This is a genomic window from Mycoplasma bradburyae, assembly GCF_024338845.1.
GTDB lineage: Bacteria > Bacillota_I > Bacilli_A > Mycoplasmatales > Mycoplasmoidaceae > Mycoplasmoides > Mycoplasmoides bradburyae.
On sequence record NZ_CP101414.1, the window covers coordinates 448576 to 468198 of the forward strand.

Sequence of the window (19623 nt, forward strand, 5' to 3'; positions counted from 1 at the left end):
ACGGCCGATATTAATCAGCCGTTTAGATTTTTAGTATGAATTTAATAAAATAACAAACTCATTAGGACGATATACCGAACCTTGAAACTCAGTTAACGGTATACTTATTTTCAACCGTTTTAATTGTTGATTTAGTTATTTATACTTTAGAATGATTAATAAACTAAATGAGTTTGTTCAAAAGAAAAGTGTAATTAATGGCGCGCCGAAAGGGATTCGAACCCCTGACAACAGGCTTAGAAGGCATGTGCTCTATCCAACTGAGCTACCGGCGCAATTGAAGGTATTTATATTCTTACCTTCTATAATTATATAATATTTTTTTGAATTATTCACGAATTAATGGAATAACTAAGTTATTTACTCCACCATTTGTTCTTGAAAGTTCTGCTGATGGTAAGTAATGAACAATCAATCCTTGTTGCAATAATAAGTGGTTGGTAATCTTATTACGATCATAAACGATCACTTCATTTGACTTGATCATTAAAACTTCTAAACAAGAATTATTCGATTCACTAATCGCATTCATTTCATCTCCACCACCTGATAAAATAAACTTCGGTCTTCTTTTGATTAATAATTCGATTAGTTCTTCAAAAGTGATTTCGATCTGTCTGAAATCTAATTTATTCAACCCATCAAGATCTTTTTGTTCTGAATCTAATAATTCAAAAAAGATAATCTCACCAATTACTTTTTGATTAACAATAAACTTATCATAATCAAGTGAAGTGATTAATTGGTTCATGCTAATGAATTCATCGCTATTCTTTTTAGCACATACAATAATTCTTAAGATTTTGTTATCTGGATCGTTATAAAGATTTCTTGCAAATACTTCAATACCTAAAATGTTAGTGTTTTGTGAAACACTAATAAGTAACGTATCATTATTAACTAATAAGATATCATCACTTGATAGATAACAGTTTTCATTATCTCTTGAGAAATACACTTTAACATTGTTAAATCTTGGATGGAATTTAACTAGATATTCATAAAACAAGGTATGTCTATTAAAGTAAGGATCGTTGTGTTTATAGATTACAACTCCATTACCAATGGTTGAGAAGTATTTAGATTGTAATAAGAAATCATTAAGTGGTTCTATATAATAAGCGCTATCATCTAATACAAGATCACTAAAACGATCAATAATTAATGAAGGTACTTCATTTTTCTTAACACCCGCAATCATCGCGTTAATCATTTCTAGATTGCTATCAAAACTTCTAAAGTAATTAAATAAGGTGTCAAATGCTGATAAACTAGTAACCTTAGCTTCAATAATAAAGCGTTGAATAAACTCTTCTTTTAAACTTACATCGATCTGATCTAAAGCTGATGCAAGCATTAAATTAAGGTAATGTACCTTAACACCGCTTTTTTGTAAAATCGCACTTAGAATATCATGTTCTTTTTGAATTCTTTCTAAGTGTTTAGAACTACTAAACGTTTGGTTAGGTTTTTTAATAATTCTCTCAACTTCAATTCCAGGACGGTAAATAATTACTTCTTTAAGTTTAGAAGCATTACTATACACATTAAAGTCAACACTTGTCTTAGCTTTTAATCTATTTGTTAGATCGTTGATTGTTGTAAGTTGAGCTTTAGCTTTTACTTCATTTTTCTTGTCAACTTTTTTATCAACTTTTTTTGCTGTTCTTTTTTTGGTTTTTTTCTTTTTAGGTGCCACTTTTAAACCTTAGATAATTAAATACTTTTATAATTATATTATTAATAAATAATAATTAATAATACTTTGTTATAAGATGAAAAACACTCATTCTATGATAATCGCGATCGCTGGTGGGAGTGGATCTGGAAAAACGACAATAACCCAATCGATCATTGATGCGATTAAAAAGGATTCTAAACTTAAAGTAGCTACGGTTTGTTTAGATAATTATTACAAACCTTTTAGTGATCTATCACTAGAAGAAAGAAAAAAAATTAACTATGACGATCCAAATAGTTTTGATTTTAATAAGGTTTATAATGATCTATTAGATCTTAAAAATAACAAAAGTATTAAAATGCCAATTTATGATTATAAAAATTACACTAGAAAATCAGATGATTATATGATCATAAATCCAGCGGATATCATCTTATATGAGGGAATCTTATCATTGTATGATGATAAGATTCTAGAACTAGTTACCTTTAAATTATTTATTGACACTCCATCAGATGAACGATTAGCTAGAAGAATCGAGCGTGATTGTTTAGAACGTTCAAGAGATATCAAACAAGTTTTGTATCAATGACGTAATCAAGTTCGCATAATGCATCGCAAATATGTGCAAAAACAAAAAGAGGATGCAAACTTAATCTTACCTTGATATACTCTAAATAATGAAGGTATGAATATTATTGAAAATGCCATTATTCAGATGGCAAAAAATTAATTGTGTATAAACTTACTCACCATTCTCGAATACGAGCTATTCAACGTTTAGTTTTACAAGAAAAAAGTGATATCTTTATTGATTCTGAAATCAATGATATTTTAAGAGATATTTTGCCTTATTATATTGATAAAGCAAATAATGGTTATTTTGAGATTCCCAAGAAGTTTTTAATTGAAAAGAATAAGAGAACTTATGCTGTTATAAATCTTAATGATAATGTTATAACCACAATAAGTCCGATCTCGCCAAGTAAGTTTATTAAAATTTATGCTATGTCTTAATAATTAATTGACCTATTCATCAATTAAGTATTCATAATCACAGATAACAATAACATCATTGGGTTTAGCGCCCATACTTTTTAGTTGATCTTCAACACCAATCGCCTTAATTTTTTGACCAAGTCTGGTAATGTTATCAAGAGTTGTTTGTGGAATTTTTTTAAATCAATAAGTAAGTTTTTTAGAAGATACAATCCAGCGATTTTCTCCATCTCTTGTTACATCTAATGGATCATCATCAATCGCTTTTTCACCGTCATAGTGATAGACTTTTTCAACCACCGAAGGTGTTGAAAAAGGATTATCATCGTTTGAGGTATTAAGTGTTTTTTCATAAAGATTAAAAACACGATTAATTAAATTACCAACATCACCGTTGATAGCAGAAATAGGTCTTATATCGATATCTTTTTTTGCTAAATATTCACGAATTTTATTGAAATTTTCAATAGCACCTTCAGCATCCATTTTATTAGCTACTACTAACATCTTTTTATTAACTAATAATTGCGAATACTTCTTTAATTCGGTCATGATTTTTTCATAAGCATCAATGACATTATCATGATCAAATGGATTCATTGAAATTAAGTGAATTAATACTTCACAACGTTCAACATGACGTAAGAAATCATGCCCTAAACCATAACCTTCACTAGCATTTTCAATTAAACCAGGGATATCAGCAAATACAAGACGTTTGTTATTTAATTCAACCATTCCAAGAATTGGTATTAAAGTTGTAAATTGATAGTTAGCAATCTTTGGTTTAGCATTAGAAAGTTTGGAAATTAAAGTAGATTTACCAGCATTAGGATAACCAACAATACCTACATTAGCTAAATATTTTAATTCTAATCGAACTGAACGAACTTCACCTTCATCACCTAATTCATAAAGATTAGGAGCTCTTAGAGTTGATGATTTAAAAGCAGCATTTCCGCGACCACCTTTACCACCATTACAGATAATGAATTCTTGTTTATCGCGAACTAAATCAACGATAATTTCATTTGTATCTTCATCATAAACAGTAGTACCTATAGGCACTTTAATATATTTATCTTCACCATTTTGGCCAGAAGACATATCAGGTTTTCCATTATCACCATTGCTTGCTCGAATGATCTTAGAATACTTAAGACTTAATAATGTTGATTGGTTGTGGTCAGCTACTAAAATAACATTACCGCCCTTACCACCACTACCACCAGCTGGACCACCTTTATCATAGTGTGCTTCTCTTCTTCAAGCGATGATACCATCGCCACCATTACCAGCAATTAGTTTTAATTGACAACGATCTATAAATTGCATATTACGATTTTATTTATTCTTATCAGTTATTTTTATTGTTTCTTCTTGTTTTTGTTTTAGTTTATTGATTTCTAACTTGCGTTGGTTTTTATCTTCAACTTCATTAACTAGATCGTGAAGGTATACATAATCATTATATTGATCAAATTTAATTAAGAGTTTATTGGTAATAAAAACTAAAAAGAAAAAACTAATACTAAAAACCGTTATTACTAAGACTATTCTAGCAAAAATGATTATCCCTTGGTTAGCAAAATTAAATAATCCAGAAAGGATTGTTGTAATCATTGCTAAACTAAAACTATATGTTAATGGAATGAGATCATAAGCGGTTTGTTTGAATAAATACTTAATAATAAGGATTAAAATAAAATACACACCAAGAGGTGGGATTAAAAAAATAAGAATCAACAAATTAAAATTTCTTTCATTGATTTGCTGATCATTTGTAATTATTACTCCCTCACCTAATAACCAGTTAAGTTTAAGTAAATTAAACTCACCTAGCAAAACTCAGATAGTTAGATAATACCCAAAAACAAAAATTAACAAAAATAATGTAATAATTCAAGGTTTGGTTTTTTTGTAGTGTGAGCTTTTAAAATAATCCATAGAATTACTATCTAATTATATAAAATTAAGCGTATAAGAAAAAAACATATAACAAAAAAATCAGTAACAACTATTTTATAAAATATTGTTACTGATATGATTTAAGATTTTTTTATTTTATTTAGGAATCATTTCTTTGGCAGCAGTTATAGCAAACACCGTACCAATAATAGCCCCGATACAGATTAATACTAATAAGATAATGATAAAGACTTTGCTTCAAAGAGATAAATTATCTAATTTAGATTTACTTTGGTATTCATAAACTTCATTATGAGTATTATCTTTATTAGTTAAATTTAATTGGTCTTGATTGATGCCTTCTTGAATAATTTTTGTATGTGATTCTTTTATTTCTTCAAGATCGGGTTGATTGGTTTGGTTAGTTAGCTCTTTTGACATCTTCTAAATAAAATTATTTTTGATTTTTAGCTTGTTGGTATAAAGCACGTAACATTGGCGATAAACCTAAACCAGCTTGGTCAGATCCAGTACCAGCAATATCACAGTGGATTAAATCAACACCTTCAGCAAATTCATTTAAGAACATAGCAGCTCTTGATGAACCAGCGTGTGGGCTGTTTGTTGAGTTAGCGATATCAGCTAAAGGAGTTTTTAGAGTTTCTAAGTAATCTTTATGCATAGGTAATCTTCAAACTGCTTCACCTGCATCTTCTGCGTTTTTCTTGAATTCTTCTCAGTATTTATCAGAAGTTGAGAAAATACCAGTGTAAGTTTTACCTAGAATGTAGCTCATCAGACCTGTTAAAGTTGCAACATCAAAGATTCTAGTAGCTTTAAGATCTAAAGCAGCATATGAGATGGCGTCAGCTAATACTAATCTACCTTCAGCATCAGTGTTATCGATTTCAACAGTTTTCTTGTTGTAAGCTACAACAATATCATCTGGACGTTGTGCTTTAGGACCGATTAAGTTTTCAGTTAATGGAGCTAATGCGATTACGTTGGTTTTAATCTTGTTTTTAGCTAAAGCTAAAACAGTAGACATCACAATAGCAGCACCTGACATATCATATTTCATATGTCTCATGTGAGGACCAGTTTTTAAGTTCATACCACCTGAGTCATAAGTAATACCTTTACCAACATAAGCAAATACTTCTTTAGAAGCTTTGTTGTTTAAGTATTCAACAACTAAGAAACGGCATTCACGATCAGAACCTTTATTTACGCCATATAAAAGGTTAAGTCCCATCTTTTTAACTTGTTCTCTGTTATATACTGAAATCTTAATGTTCTTAAGATCTTTGAATTCTTCTTTAAAGATTTCAACAAATGATTCTGGGTATAAAACATCAGATGGTGTATCTTGAAGTCTTCTTGATAAAGTCATAGCTTGAGCTATGTTTTTTGCAGCATCATAAATTGGTTTGTAATCTTTAGTAACCTTTATTACAAAACTAGGTTTTGTATCAGGTTTAGTTTTTCTAGTAAATGGAATAACACTAGCATATTCGATTGCGCAAGCAAGAGATAAAGCTACAGTTTCAGAATCGATACCAATATCTTTTTCAACTAGTGATAAGAAACTATCAACATCAACTTCTACTTTGTCTTTTTGCGCACAGAACATTTCAACTAGTTTCTTGTATAGCTTAACACCATCGTAGTGTGACATGAATTCAAACAATACGATTCCATCTTCAGTTTTAAAAGAATAGTCTTTTAATTTATTATTAACTTTAGCTTGAACTATTAATAATTTTTTAGAAGATGCTTCAGTTTTTTTAGTTTTTGTACTCATTTCTTTCTTTCTATTAAATTAAAGATTAATCGTAACTTTTACGATAATTTAATTTAAATTAAAATATAAACATATTTTATTTAAAATTTTAACATTAAAAAAACGTTAGTTGCATAATCTGATTTATTTTATGCAAATAATTATTAATAAAAATAAGATGTCAAAAAAACTAAATAGACAAAAGTTTGAACAAGTACCATTATCCCTAGCAAACTTAAGTTTAGGAACGATTGGTCTTGGTTTTGCTTGAAACGCATTGTTATCACACTTTGCACAGTTTGATGAAATTAAAGATAAATATAACATTGCTAGTTTATCAATCCTAGTTATTTCAGTTATCTTTTCTTTACTATATGCTTTGCTTGTAATTAGCAAATTTATTCTTAATAAAAAACAATTTGTAGGTTTTTTAAGAACACCTAAAAAAGCAGGATCAGTGTTCGCTTTATTTATGGTTGTAGGGGTTTTTGGAAACTTTCTAGGATTCATTAATGTCAATTATTTTGATAGTAATTTTGCTTTTAGTGTAATAGTTAATATTATTATCAGTTTTGGTAGTTTATGCCATGTTTTTAGTTTAATTTATTTCGTTAATGTAGTTTTGGCAAAACATGATCTTGAAAAAGATGAAATGTATGCTTCTTGGTTTCTACCATTAGTTGGGCTTGGGATCGCTTGTAATTTTTATGATAATATAGGGATTGATAATCAATATTATTTAGCTTATTTTCAAGTGCTTTGATTAATTTGCGCAATCCTGTTTATCGGTTCATTTTTCTTATTTGGATACAAGCAATATTTCAAAGGTTATACTGATAAAAATGATTATGCTTCTATGGCTATAATGGCTGTTGGCCCTAATTTACTATTGATAGGTTTTACAAAGATTTTTAATCCTTTAACACCAGCCGTTTTAATTAATTTCTCAGAACAAGCATTTCAAATTTTCATCTATTTATTTATCTTATTTTCAGCTATTAGTTTATTTATTTATATCTTATCAATGATTAAGATGTTAGTGATACATAATTCTAGTTTTGCTTGAACTGCATTCGGTTTTTCTGGAGCAATTACCACAATCGCAATTTTTGATGTATTAGATACAATGAACGCTCCAACTAGTTTTAACTACATCTTATATTTTGCGGGAATAAGTTTAATTAGTATCGTTAGTTTAGTGATTACATTCTTAAATATTAAAGCGCTATTAAGCTTCAAACCTTGGTTTGAATACAAAACACAAACTCATACTTCAGGTATGATTTAATTCTTAAAATTTTATTAACTTAAATTAACAATATAAATTAATAATTTAGAACGAAATAATAATAAATCCACCAATTTACTTGGTGGATTTATTTAATGATTTATAAAAATTATTCTTTATCTTCTTCTTGTTGTTCATTATTCGGTTTTAAAGATGGATTTAAAACTGATTCAACTTTTTTATCAATTTCGCTAGTTGCTTGAACGATTGCAATTATTCCAAAAACTGGAACAAAGATTCCGACAATAAACAAAGTTCGGATTCTTGATAATTCTAAGAAATTTGTCTTAATTCTTTTAGCTGCTGAAACTGAATAAAAAATAAACATTATTCACGCTATAAAGATTATCAATAATAAAGTTGAGTATATTGTGTTTAAGACTAAATTATTGGTAGCTTGGTTATTTGCGTTATTTTCGTAATTAATAACATTTTTAATAGCAAAAAAAGCTTTTAAATTTTCAAAAAATGTAACAATAATACCTAAAATGGAAGTAACTATATATAATCCGATAAAAATCTTAAAAGTTTTATTAAATCATGCTTTATTTTCTAATAATTGGTTGGCTTTATTGTCGAATAGTTCCTTTACCATAATTGAAATTCCATTATTATCTTGTGTAATTATTTTAAGTTAAATATTATTTATTTGTTAAATAAGTTGACTAAAATATTATTTAGATTTTTACAAAAACAAATAATTGATTGAATAGTATTTTATATTCAACAAATAAAAAACAAAGATGTATTAACATAAATTATCGTTATTTTTTATTAGTAATTAATGCTATCTTTGTTTAATAAATCAATTTAATGTTTTGCATCTTTTACCGTAATTTCTTTATATTATTGATATTAGTTATCAATCAATTTCTGTTTATAGATAATACAAAGAAAATGATAACTTAACTTATTAATTAATAACTATTTTATAACCAATGAATTTTAAGATTAAGTTATGTATTAGTTTATTTTTATTAGTATTAAAAAGTTCTAATGAACTTTATTTTTTTGTTTTCAAAGTTCCATTCTAAAATGTTGCTTATTCGTTATAATATCATTAATCCCGCAAAATATGTTCTAACAACAGCGGAACATTAAAAAATAACCAATGAACTGCTGTTGCTTGTTGTTCTCTGGAAAAAAGGTGAATAGCAATGCAAGAACAGATAAAATTAAATATTTTAAACGCAATAAAAAACGATTTAAATAATAATCAATTATCTAAATTAAAACAGATCTTAGATGAAGAATTTAATCACTACGATATCAATAAAAAAGAAGATATTAATGATAAAAATGATGAATTCTATTTAGATAGATTTATATCTGCAAAACGAATTGAAGGTTGTTCTAACAAAACGTTATTGTATTACTACAATACTATATCAACATTATTAAACGATATAAACAAAAGAATAGTAGAAATCGCAACAGATGATATACGAGAATATTTAATTAAATATTCTCAAGACAAACAACTATCTAGAATTACCATAGATAATATAAGAAGAATATTTGCTACTTTCTTTTCTTGACTAGAAGATGAAGATTACATATTAAAAAGCCCTGTTCGTAGAATTAAGAAGGTTAAATCAATATCTAGTGTAAAAGAAATTTATTCTGACGAAGAATTAGAATTAATGCGAGATAGTTGTAATAATCCTAGAGATTTAGCAATTATTGATATGTTAATTTCTACAGGTATGAGAATTGGTGAAATGGTATCTTTAAATATATCTGATATCAATTTTCATGAAAGAGAATTCATTGTATTAGGTAAAGGGAATAAACAAAGAGTTGTTTATTTTGACGCTAGAACTAAGCTTCATTTATTAAACTATCTAAAAAGTAGAAAAGATAAAAATCTAGCGTTATTTGTTGGTAAAAAACTACCTTATAATAGAATCACAATAGGAGCGGTAGAAACCATGTTAAGAAAAATAGGAAAATCCTTAAATATAGGTAGGGTTCATCCACATAAATTTAGAAGAACAATGGCTACTGTAGCTATAGATAAGGGAATGCCTATTGAACAAGTTCAAAGTTTATTAGGCCATAAAAGAATTGATACTACATTGCAATATGCAATGGTTAAACAAAGCAATGTAAAAATTGCTCATAGAAAATATATTGGATAACTATATGTTGAGAAAGTTTGAATTAAGAGAATTAATAAAGATAAAGAACGGAAAAGATTATAAGGAAGTAGTAGGTGGTAGTATTCCAGTATATGGCACCGGCGGGATTATTAAATACACAGATAGCTATCTTTCAGATAAAGAAAGTATTCTACTTCCTAGAATAGGATCACTGAAAAACATATTATATGTTAATCATAAGTTCTGAACAGCTAATACTATGTACTGAACGGAAGTTAATAAAGAATTCGCTAATGTTAAATATTTGTATTACTATTTAAAATTATTGAATCTTTCCCCTAGAAATACAGGTTCAACATTACCAAAAATGACATTTGACACTTACTACGATTTAGAGGTGTGACTTCCATCAATCGATGAACAAGAAAAAAGAATAAAAATAATAAATCAAATAGATTTGAAAATTCAGAAAAATAATGAGATAAACGATAATTTAGAAAATGATTTCTTAATCAATCGTTGCTTGACCGTTCATTAATAGTGGTAATAGAAAATCTTTAATTTCAGATAGTTTCTCGTTTTCTTCTTTATTTTTTAAAACAATTGATCTAATATTATGCAAAATAATTTCATAAGAATTTAATGTTTCTTTATCAGGGATCATCACCATCAAAGAACTTAAATTGTTTAGACTTAACGAAGCTCTAGTTGAAGCCATACATGAATTATGTAAATAATTATAGATTGGTTTAGATTCGAAATAAGATCTAATATATTCTTTTAATGCTGGATCTTTTACATTTATTCTTGCTAACGCAACATTAAATGCTCCTTCAATTCCATATCTAACTCTTCCTGCATCACCATATTTATCCATAAGAATGTCAAATTTATCTACTATAGTTAGATTATCTTTTATAGGGATGTAAGTTTTGTGTCCATCGCTATTATAATCTCTGTTTTGTATAAATCTGACATAGCCTTCCTTCATAGAATAAATAAAATCTTTTTAGGGGGTTGGTAACTACTTTCCCATTTTATTAAATCTGTTAATTTTTCTACTTTTCAACCTTCAGGAATATTTCTTTTAATAAATTTATTTCAAATTAATTTACCACCTGATAGTTTATAAGGTTTATTTTTCTTATTACAGAAATTTAAATTATCAAATCAATGTTTATATAAAAGCTCGATTTGCTTTTTTAAATTATCGTTTATCTTATTATTCAAAAGAATCTTAGAAGTTATTTTATCTAGTAAATTACCTATTTTAACCTGTTCATAATAATCAATATTTGGTATAGACATTTCTAGTAATGCGTTCGCATGAAGACCTTTTTAATACTACCAGTACTTTGATCTAACATTCACCTTTTACATTCATCTAATAAACAATAATACTTCATAAATAATGGGTATATTTTAGATTCATCCAAATTGAATCTAGTTAAAGTTCCAGCAAAAACTAATTTACCGTCATCAGGGTTATATAAATAACTTTTTCCTATAGTACCAATGATAGAGAAAACAATATCATTATTTTTTAGTATGTATTTTTCGAAATTTTTTTCTTTAATACCTTTCTTTTTATGTTGCAAAATTTCACCATCATTACCTAAATCTGAAATTTTTATATATCTATATCCATCAACCATTTCATCTGATGGGATTGCTTGTATTCCGTCTTGGCCATTATTGGTAACTACATCTTTTAATTTCATAAGTTTCTTAAATCCGCAATTTTATGAATTATTTTTCATTCATTCATTAATTTTACAATAGTCTATTGTAAAATGCGGTCGTTCTGTGTGGTAGTAATTTTAATCATTTATCAACATAATCTTATTATAGAACTATAATTATAGTTTTATTCTTAATCTAAATTGTGCTGATATTCAAAAAGTTTTATGTTTTGGGGTCAGCGCAAAATTATTGATTTAAAAAATATTAATATTTTCTTCTTTTTAATCGCAAAATACATATCTTTATATGTATAAGTCATAACTAGTGAGATTAATTAGACAAAAAGAAAATAATGATTGCGGAATAGCTGTAATAAGGATGTTATATAATCATTATTTTGAAGCTGATTTAAACGATTTTTTAATTAAAGCAGATAATCATATTGGCAGCAGTGGCATTAATATTTCGCAATTTGAAGAAATTGCTAGAAAACACCATTTGATATGTGAATCATATCAAGCAAGTTTTAATGAATTGATAAAACTAAAAGATGATTTTTTAGTTTGTTTATTAAAAAACGAAGATTTTAATCATTTTGTTATCGTTAAAAAGAATGCTAATTCTTTTTTAATTTTTGATCCAGGTAGTACTTATAAAAAACGGATTAGTTATAAAGAATTTGAATCAATCTTTTCAGGAATTTTAATAACAATTAAACCTGATATAGATAATTACCAACCGATAGATTACAAAACTTCATTTATTTTTAAAAATTTAATAAATATTAAATGTATCATAGTGTTTTTATTTATTGAGTTATTAATTACATCAACTAGTATTGGTTTAACTTTTTTATTTAAGATACTGATTAATGACATTATTAACACATCGATAATTAACAATATTCTTATAATTATTACAACTTTTATTTTTATAAAAGTCATCAATTTAATTGGTAGTAGCTTACTAAGTATTTGGCAACAACAAATAATTAAGAATAGATATCAGTATTGATGATCACAATTACTATATACTTTTTGCAATCATAAAACAATTAAGATTGTCAAAGACGATATCGGAATAATATATAAATACGATGATTTTTTAACAACTTGTTTAGATTTTTATATCAAGAAAATTTCTAGTTTTATTAACAATCTTCTGATTGTTATTATTGCAATATTTTTACTTTATCGGATTCATATATTCTTTTTATTTATTACATTGTTTCAAAGTTTTGTTTCATTAGTATATTTAATTCTTAATCTACTTTGATTTAGAGGTTATAATCAAAGATCTAAAGAGTTGCAGATTAAACAACAAACATGCATATATGAATTTCATAAAACAATTGTTAATTCTATGCATGAAAAATTCTATAAAGAATGGATTAAGAATGTTAATGATGTGTTGGGTGATAATTTAAATTTAAATCAAAAAATACATTACAGTGCTAATGTTAGTAATGGGATTTTTGAACTTATTAAATATTTCATAACTAGCATTACTTTAGTTGTCGGAATTTCTTTAATTATTAATTTAAGTACGATAGATTTAGCTACATTAATATATGTTAGCACATTACAAGGTTTGTTAATTGGTAGTATTGACGGTTTGATTAAATTCATTAATGAATCTTATGAATTTAATATTGCTAACAATAAAATTGTTAATCTTCTTCTACTAAGAAAAGAGTCAAATAATTTAATCAATTTTTCAAGAAAAATTAGATCAGTTGAATTCAAGAATATCTTTCTTTTCTTTGATAACACTCCAATAATATCTGATCTTAATTTATTCATTGATAAACCAACATTTTTAATTGCAAGGAATGCTAGTGGTAAATCTACTTTAATGAAAGCGGTTATTAAAAGACAACTATTATCTTCTGGTGAAATAAAAATTAACGAACTAAATATTAATAAATATTCAAACGAATGATTTCTAAAACATGTTGTATATCTATCTGATCAAAGATCAAATGTTGAACTTAGTAATGAATGATTAATTGATTTTATGAAAAAGAATAAAAGACCAGAATTATTAAAAATCATCGAATATTTTAAGTTATTTGATGCTGATAAATATAATCTTAGTTCAGGTCAAAATCAAGTTTTAAAATTGTTGCATTCATATAACAGTCGTAACAAGTTATTTTTACTAGATGAAGTTTTGAATAATATTGATGAATCAATCAAGCATCTTGTTTTTGAAATTATTGTCAAACAAATTATTAAAAATAATCTAACTATTATGATCGAACATGATAATAGTTTTAGTAAATACTTCGAAAATCAAATTAATTTACATGAATACCAACAAGTTTATCAATAGCATAATTGCTGGCTTAATGGTTGCAATAATAACTTTTTTAGCCATCATGTTTTTAGTCAAAATTAATATTTATGAAAGTTATCCTTTCAGAAAATTTGAAAACACACTTTATATAAACTTTGATAAAAAATCAGAATTAGCTAATTTTATCGATAAAACTAAGCCTAAATACCTTATTGGATATTACAAAAATAACCCAGATTCAATGATATTCAACATCATTGAAATTAGTGATCAAAACAGCATTTCATTAGAAGCTAATTCAATTAATCAAAATATTGGAACGCTTAGTTTTTATTTAGGAAAAAGTCGTTTATACCAACATTTAATTAAATCGGTTAATCTATAATAAAGAATATGATTAATCATTTTGAAGTTAATAAAATCCCAGCAAATTTAAAAGACGATTTTGATGATTTATTAAAAATAATAAATAAAAACTTTTCTGAACATTTTGAAATTAAAAACGGATTGTTTTATGAACTTAGTTTTGTTAGCGAAGCAAAAAGTTTGGAACTAAATACAACATTAAGACATAAAGAATATATAGCTGATGTTATAAGTGTTTGTTTATGAGAAAATGCTGAAATTGTTAGCCCCTTACTAGGTGAGATTTTTATTTGTTCTAAAAAAATATCAAAAGATGCTATAAAATATGGTGTTGGATATTTATATTTATTAATAAGAATGATTATCCATGGTCTATTACATTTATTAGAGTTTGATCATGAACAAAGTGATGCTTATGAATATGTCACTTTAACAATTCAAGATCAAATTCTTGATAAAGTGATAAAAGAAGTTAAAAAGAAGAAATGAAAAAATCAGGAATTGTTGTCATTACTGGATTAGCTAGTGTTGGTAAATCTACTTTAATCAATAAAATAGCTAAAAATAAAGTAGCTATTGTTTCGAAATACGATCAAACTACTCGCAATGTCATTGCGCATAAAATTTCACATGACAAAGTTGATTATTTATTGCTAGATACTCCTGGTTTTCATAAGAGTTTTAACAAGTTAAGTTTATTCTTAAATAGTGAAATCAAACAAGCCTATAAACATGCTCATGCTTGCATTCTAATTGTTGATAGCTCTAAAAAACCAAATGAAGAGTTTAGCAATCTGTTAAAAATCATGAAATCTTATGAAATTGACAATCTAATTGTTATTTATTCTAAGATCGATTTAATTAAAAATGAAGATAATATTAATATTGCCGATCGATTAATTAATGAATCTTTTAGAGTGATCAAAACAATTAAAAGTAATTTAATAGTTGATGATATTAACGATATCATTGATGAAGGTTTGGAACGATTGTTAGTCGATGATTACGAAATTCCTGAATCTGAGTTAGATGAAAATGAAAAAGATAATTTCGAAATTCGAGAAATTATTCGTGAAAAAGTTCTTGAAAATACTTTTCAAGAAGTCCCTCATTCAGTTGCGGTTATTCTAGAATCTAAGAGTTACAATCAAGAAAAAAAGATGTTTAACATCGATTGCGCGATTGTAACTGAAAGAGAATCGCAAAAAAAGATTATTATTGGCAAGGGTGGTTCAATGATTAAAAAGATCGGTATCCAAGCTAGAAAAGAACTACTTAGCATTTATGACTGTAAAATTAACCTGAAATTATTTGTTAAGGTTGAAAAAGAATGACGAAACGATGATTATTTAATTAAATCATTAGGTCATAAAAAATGAGTTCTATAACCAAAAAGGGTTACATCATTGATTATTTTGATTATTTAGAAAATGATCAAATTATTAAAATTCTTTTTCAAGATAATAATATCTTAAGTTTGATAGCTCTTGGAACGAAAAAAATTTTATCTAAAAACGGTAGATACATCACAATAGGTTCTTTACACAACTTTGAATATTTTCAAGCGAGAAGTACTGAAAAGTTATCTAAACTTAAAAAGATTTATCCTATCGATACGAAAGATACAACGATCAGTGAATCATTACCAATTATCGTTTTAAATGAATACTTATCTAAGAAAAAAGGTGAATTAGATGCTAATTACTTTAATTTTTATGAAGATATTATCAATTACGTAATTAGTAAAAAATATTCAAATGAAACAATTATAATCTACATTTTACTTACGATCATTAAACTAGAAGGAATAACTTATCAACTAACTAATTGTGGGATATGTGATTCTAAGAAAATAATCACCATATCATTCAAATCTATGTATGCTTTATGTGAAGAATGTGCTTATAAATATAATGAATTCTCATACGATCAAAATTTCATTAAAACATTTATTTGATTAATTTATAAAAATTCTTATGAAATTTCTTCCTTAAACAATAAACAATACATATATTTAATAAAGGGGCTTGCGAGTTCAATATATTGAAACGCAGGAATTTATTTAGAACAATTATTTAGTTATTTAAAAAGTTAAAATAATAATATTATGAGCTTAACACAAGAACAAATAGTTAATTTTTTAAAAAACTACGGTTTTGTTTATCAATCATCTGAAATTTACAATGGACTAGCTAACTCTTGAGACTATGGTCCATTAGGTGCTTTATTAAAAAATAATATCAAACAGATGTTATTAAAACATTTCGTATTTTCGCAACCAGATATGAAATTATTAGACAGTTCAATAATTTTAAATCCTGAAGTATGAAAAGCATCTGGTCATTTAGACAACTTCTCTGATCCTTTAGTTGATTGTAAAAATTGTAAATCACGTTATCGTGCTGATAAATTAATTGAAGAATTGAATGATGAATCTATTAAGATTACAGAAAACTCTGAAATTAGTTATTTAGAAAAAATCTTACAAGATAAACAAATCAAATGTTCAAAATGTGAAAGTTCTAATTGAACTAATATCAGACGTTTTAATTTGATGTTTAAAACATTTCAAGGAGTAGTGGAAGATTCGTTAAATACGATCTATTTACGACCAGAAACTGCACAAGGAATTTTTATTAATTTCAAAAATGTTGTAAGAACTCAAAGAATGAAATTACCTTTTGGTGTTGCTCAGATTGGTAAAGCTTTTAGAAATGAAATTACTCCTGGCAACTTCATTTTTAGAACTCGTGAGTTTGAACAATTTGAAATTGAATATTTTCTAGATAAACAAATAATTAATTCTAAATTTGATCAATTTGTTGATCGAATCGAAGATTTTTTACTTAATAAAGTATCAATTGATAAAAGCAAGATAAGAAGACATGATATTCCTAAAGATGAATTAGCGCATTATTCATCTAGAACTATTGATTTTGAATACAACTTCCCGCATGGGTGATCTGAACTATGAGGTTTAGCTCATAGAGGTAATTTCGATTTAACAGCTCATTCTAATCAATCAGGTAAGTCATTAGAATACAATAATGATACTGATGGAAGCAAGATTATTCCAGATGTAATAGAACCTTCTGTAGGTATTGAAAGACTTCTTTATGCAATCATTTGCGATAAGTATGAAGTTGAAAAACTAGAAAATGACGATCAAAGAGAAGTGTTGCGATTACCTGTAGAATTATCTCCATACCAACTAGCTGTATTACCTTTAGTTAATAAACTAAAAGATAAAGCTTTTCAACTTTATCAAGATTTATTAAGTATAAGCGATAATAATTTACGCTTTGATTTTGATAGTTCTGGATCAATTGGTAAACGTTATAGAAGATATGATGCTATTGGAACTAAGTATTGTTTAACATACGACTTTGATTCATTAGAAAAAGAAATCGTTACAATAAGAGAACGTGATAGTATGAAACAAATTACAATGCCGATATCTTCACTTAAAAAATGAATAAGAAATAATTTTAGTTTAGATGAGTAATGATTTAAACCAATTAGCTAAATACATTCGTGAAAATGTTAGTGTTTCTTCTGTTATTTCTAAATATATTGATTTAGAAAAGAAAGGATCTAACTACAAATCTTTATGTCCTTTTCACGATGATAATAACCCTTCATTTAGCATTAATGATGCCAAACATGTTTGAAAATGCTTTAGCTGCAATGAATCTGGTGGTGTTATTGAATTTGTTGCAAAAAAAGAGAATCTTAAATTTGTTGAATCACTTAAAAAGATTGTTGAATTAGAAGGTATTGATCTTGATAGTTTAGGTTATTCTTTAGAAATTAAAGAACAAAATCCAATTAAAGAAGAAGATCAACAATTCTACGAATTAATGGAATTTTTAGCTTGAAAAGCTGAAATTAATTTAAAGCTTGAATTTAGTAAAAATGATCTATTAGAAAATTTTTTAACTAAACGAAATTTAATTGACCCTGATATTGTTAGGAATTTTCGAATCGGTTTTCATCCTAAATCTTATACGATTAAAAAACTAGTAGAAGACATAAAGGTTTTCTATAATAAAAAACTAAACAAAGATGTGGATGAAAACATCATTTTATCTGACCTAAGATATATTAAATATATTTCTGATAAAAATTATCTTTATTTTACTGATAGAGTGATGTTTCCGATAAAAAACTCGATCAATAAAGTAGTTGGTTTTTCTGGAAGAACAATTTTAGCGGATAATCCAACTAAATATTTAAACACACCAGAAACCGATTATTTTATTAAAGGGGATATTCTATATAATTACAATTCTTTAGAGTTTAATAAAGAAAATTCAACCTTATACATTTGCGAAGGTTATATGGATGTTATCTCTTTACATCGCATTGGTATCAAAAATGCTGTAGCAATCATGGGGACATCGATGACTGATAATCAGATTAATTTAATTAAGTCTAAACTTAATAAAATTAATGAAATTGTTTTATGTCTTGATAATGATGAAGCAGGTAGAAAAGCAACAGAAACTTGCATTAAGTTATTAGCTTCTAGAAGAATACATAACGTTTATAAGATTGATTATTCTCAAATAATCCAAAAAGATTTAGACGAAATTTATCATTCTGAAAATGGCGAAGTATTATTAAAAGAGTTGATAAATAAGAAGTTATCTACTAAAAAAGAACAAGAAAATGTAGTCTATAAAGAAGATAAACTAGCAACTCAATTAGTGAGTGAGATTGAGTCGATCGGCTATGAAGAAATAGAAGAAGATATCGACTTTAATGCGGCTATGAGTAGCTATAACATTAATAAAAAACTTAATGAGCAATTATTAAATTTTGTAATAGCCGCTATTAAGATTTGTCATTACTATATTATTGTTCATAATTATTCAACTTATGAAGACCTGCGATCGGTTAGTACTAAGATTGTAAGTAAAATCAATTATTATAAACCAATCAGATATTTCTTTAATACACTTTTGCAAATTAGTTTAAACAGTAGAGTTATAAACACAATAACTAGCGAAGAACAATTAAAAAGAATTCTTTTCTGTTATAACTTTGCCGATGATTTCTTGAATGAATTCAATAAATGTATTTCGAGTAAAATCAATTCTATTTATTTAGATAAAGCTAAAGAAGGTACATTAAAAGATCGGATTATTGCTAAAATTAAAATTAGTATTTTCAATGATATTTTACGCAAATACAAAAAACATATTAACGATAATTTAAGTCATGATTCATTTAGTAATATTAAAAACAACTTATTAAAAAACATTAAATATTTAAATAGTTCTTCATTAGCTCATGATAAGAATTTAAATGAACAGCAGTTGATCGCTTCATTAAAAATTCATGAGAATGGAATATCAGGATTTGAAGAAAAATATGAACTTCATTCTAAAAAAGAATTAAAAGAATGAATTGCTAAAGGCGAAATGTTTAAACTTGCTGAATTAAAAAATTTAAATGTTTTAAAAGAAATTATCAAATAAAAATTTTTTGAGCATTATTTTTATAATATTCT

20 protein-coding genes and 1 tRNA gene are annotated in these 19623 nt (G+C 26.3%); 12 read left to right on the forward strand and 9 right to left on the reverse strand.

Features of this window, described 5'->3' with window-relative positions:
- Positions 1-198 precede the first annotated feature (198 nt).
- Both NMG68_RS01815 and NMG68_RS01820 read right to left on the reverse strand, forming a co-directional pair.
- Positions 199-275: transfer RNA gene (locus NMG68_RS01815), tRNA-Arg, on the reverse strand.
- Positions 276-328: 53 nt separating this feature from the next.
- Entirely contained in the window at positions 329-1699 is a 1371-nt protein-coding gene (locus tag NMG68_RS01820) for an arginine deiminase family protein (RefSeq protein ID WP_255034996.1), read from the reverse strand.
- Between the two features lie 76 nt (positions 1700-1775).
- Between NMG68_RS01820 and udk the strand changes: the two genes are divergently transcribed.
- Together udk and NMG68_RS01830 are read left to right on the forward strand one after the other, a co-directional pair.
- Entirely contained in the window at positions 1776-2414 is a 639-nt protein-coding gene (gene udk / locus NMG68_RS01825; RefSeq protein ID WP_255034997.1) for a uridine kinase, read from the forward strand.
- Positions 2415-2416: 2 nt separating this feature from the next.
- On the forward strand, positions 2417-2698 hold the full coding sequence (locus tag NMG68_RS01830) for a hypothetical protein (RefSeq protein ID WP_255034998.1): 282 nt from the start codon (positions 2417-2419) through the stop codon (positions 2696-2698).
- A gap of 12 nt (positions 2699-2710) precedes the next feature.
- Here NMG68_RS01830 and obgE read toward each other — a convergent pair whose 3' ends face one another.
- The 4 genes from obgE to NMG68_RS01850 all read right to left on the reverse strand — a co-directional run bounded on the left by obgE (position 2711) and on the right by NMG68_RS01850 (position 6392).
- Positions 2711-4015 carry a GTPase ObgE gene (gene obgE, locus NMG68_RS01835; RefSeq protein WP_255035000.1) on the reverse strand — a complete coding sequence of 435 codons (1305 nt, stop codon included), beginning with the start codon at positions 4013-4015 and terminating at the stop codon, positions 2711-2713.
- Positions 4016-4024: 9 nt separating this feature from the next.
- Positions 4025-4627, reverse strand: coding sequence for an MPN565 family protein (locus NMG68_RS01840; protein ID WP_255035001.1), 603 nt, complete (start codon positions 4625-4627; stop codon positions 4025-4027).
- Positions 4628-4744: 117 nt separating this feature from the next.
- Positions 4745-5029: a hypothetical protein gene (locus tag NMG68_RS01845; RefSeq protein ID WP_255035002.1), complete on the reverse strand. Its 285-nt coding sequence runs from the start codon at positions 5027-5029 to the stop codon at positions 4745-4747.
- A 13-nt stretch (positions 5030-5042) separates the two neighbouring features.
- Positions 5043-6392: a leucyl aminopeptidase gene (locus tag NMG68_RS01850; RefSeq protein WP_255035003.1), complete on the reverse strand. Its 1350-nt coding sequence runs from the start codon at positions 6390-6392 to the stop codon at positions 5043-5045.
- A 157-nt stretch (positions 6393-6549) separates the two neighbouring features.
- On the opposite strand from NMG68_RS01850, the gene NMG68_RS01855 reads away from it, so the two are divergent.
- Positions 6550-7659, forward strand: coding sequence for an SLAC1 family transporter (locus NMG68_RS01855; RefSeq protein ID WP_255035004.1), 1110 nt, complete (start codon positions 6550-6552; stop codon positions 7657-7659).
- A 109-nt stretch (positions 7660-7768) separates the two neighbouring features.
- Here NMG68_RS01855 and NMG68_RS01860 read toward each other — a convergent pair whose 3' ends face one another.
- Positions 7769-8254, reverse strand: coding sequence for a hypothetical protein (locus NMG68_RS01860; protein WP_255035005.1), 486 nt, complete (start codon positions 8252-8254; stop codon positions 7769-7771).
- 562 nt (positions 8255-8816) lie between these two features.
- Here NMG68_RS01860 and xerA point away from each other — a divergent pair.
- The gene (gene xerA / locus NMG68_RS01865; RefSeq protein ID WP_255035006.1) at positions 8817-9800 is read left to right on the forward strand and encodes a site-specific tyrosine recombinase/integron integrase; all 984 of its coding nucleotides are present in this window, start codon (positions 8817-8819) and stop codon (positions 9798-9800) included.
- A 4-nt stretch (positions 9801-9804) separates the two neighbouring features.
- Positions 9805-10299 (forward strand): restriction endonuclease subunit S, encoded by a 495-nt coding sequence (locus tag NMG68_RS01870; protein WP_255035007.1) that lies wholly within the window; start codon positions 9805-9807, stop codon positions 10297-10299.
- Here NMG68_RS01870 and NMG68_RS01875 read toward each other — a convergent pair.
- Positions 10270-10752 carry a restriction endonuclease subunit S gene (locus NMG68_RS01875; RefSeq protein ID WP_255035008.1) on the reverse strand — a complete coding sequence of 161 codons (483 nt, stop codon included), beginning with the start codon at positions 10750-10752 and terminating at the stop codon, positions 10270-10272. The genes NMG68_RS01870 and NMG68_RS01875 overlap by 30 nt on opposite strands.
- 319 nt (positions 10753-11071) lie before the next feature.
- Complete coding sequence (locus NMG68_RS01880; RefSeq protein WP_255035009.1) at positions 11072-11482, reverse strand: restriction endonuclease subunit S; 411 nt, start codon at positions 11480-11482, stop codon at positions 11072-11074.
- A 286-nt stretch (positions 11483-11768) separates the two neighbouring features.
- On the opposite strand from NMG68_RS01880, the gene NMG68_RS01885 reads away from it, so the two are divergent.
- The 7 genes from NMG68_RS01885 to dnaG are packed head-to-tail and all read left to right on the forward strand — an operon-like array spanning position 11769 to position 19591.
- Positions 11769-13778: a cysteine peptidase family C39 domain-containing protein gene (locus NMG68_RS01885; protein WP_255035010.1), complete on the forward strand. Its 2010-nt coding sequence runs from the start codon at positions 11769-11771 to the stop codon at positions 13776-13778.
- Positions 13753-14127 (forward strand): hypothetical protein, encoded by a 375-nt coding sequence (locus tag NMG68_RS01890; protein ID WP_255035012.1) that lies wholly within the window; start codon positions 13753-13755, stop codon positions 14125-14127. Before NMG68_RS01885 ends, NMG68_RS01890 begins: the two co-directional genes overlap by 26 nt.
- An 8-nt stretch (positions 14128-14135) precedes the next feature.
- Entirely contained in the window at positions 14136-14630 is a 495-nt protein-coding gene (gene ybeY / locus NMG68_RS01895) for an rRNA maturation RNase YbeY (RefSeq protein WP_255035013.1), read from the forward strand.
- On the forward strand, positions 14594-15496 hold the full coding sequence (gene era, locus NMG68_RS01900) for a GTPase Era (RefSeq protein ID WP_255035014.1): 903 nt from the start codon (positions 14594-14596) through the stop codon (positions 15494-15496). Before ybeY ends, era begins: the two co-directional genes overlap by 37 nt.
- Entirely contained in the window at positions 15484-16203 is a 720-nt protein-coding gene (recO, locus tag NMG68_RS01905; RefSeq protein ID WP_255035015.1) for a DNA repair protein RecO, read from the forward strand. Before era ends, recO begins: the two co-directional genes overlap by 13 nt.
- A gap of 12 nt (positions 16204-16215) precedes the next feature.
- On the forward strand, positions 16216-17613 hold the full coding sequence (locus tag NMG68_RS01910) for a glycine--tRNA ligase (RefSeq protein WP_255035016.1): 1398 nt from the start codon (positions 16216-16218) through the stop codon (positions 17611-17613).
- Entirely contained in the window at positions 17606-19591 is a 1986-nt protein-coding gene (gene dnaG, locus NMG68_RS01915) for a DNA primase (RefSeq protein WP_255035017.1), read from the forward strand. The genes NMG68_RS01910 and dnaG overlap by 8 nt, the downstream gene beginning before the upstream one ends.
- Positions 19592-19623: the final 32 nt, after the last annotated feature.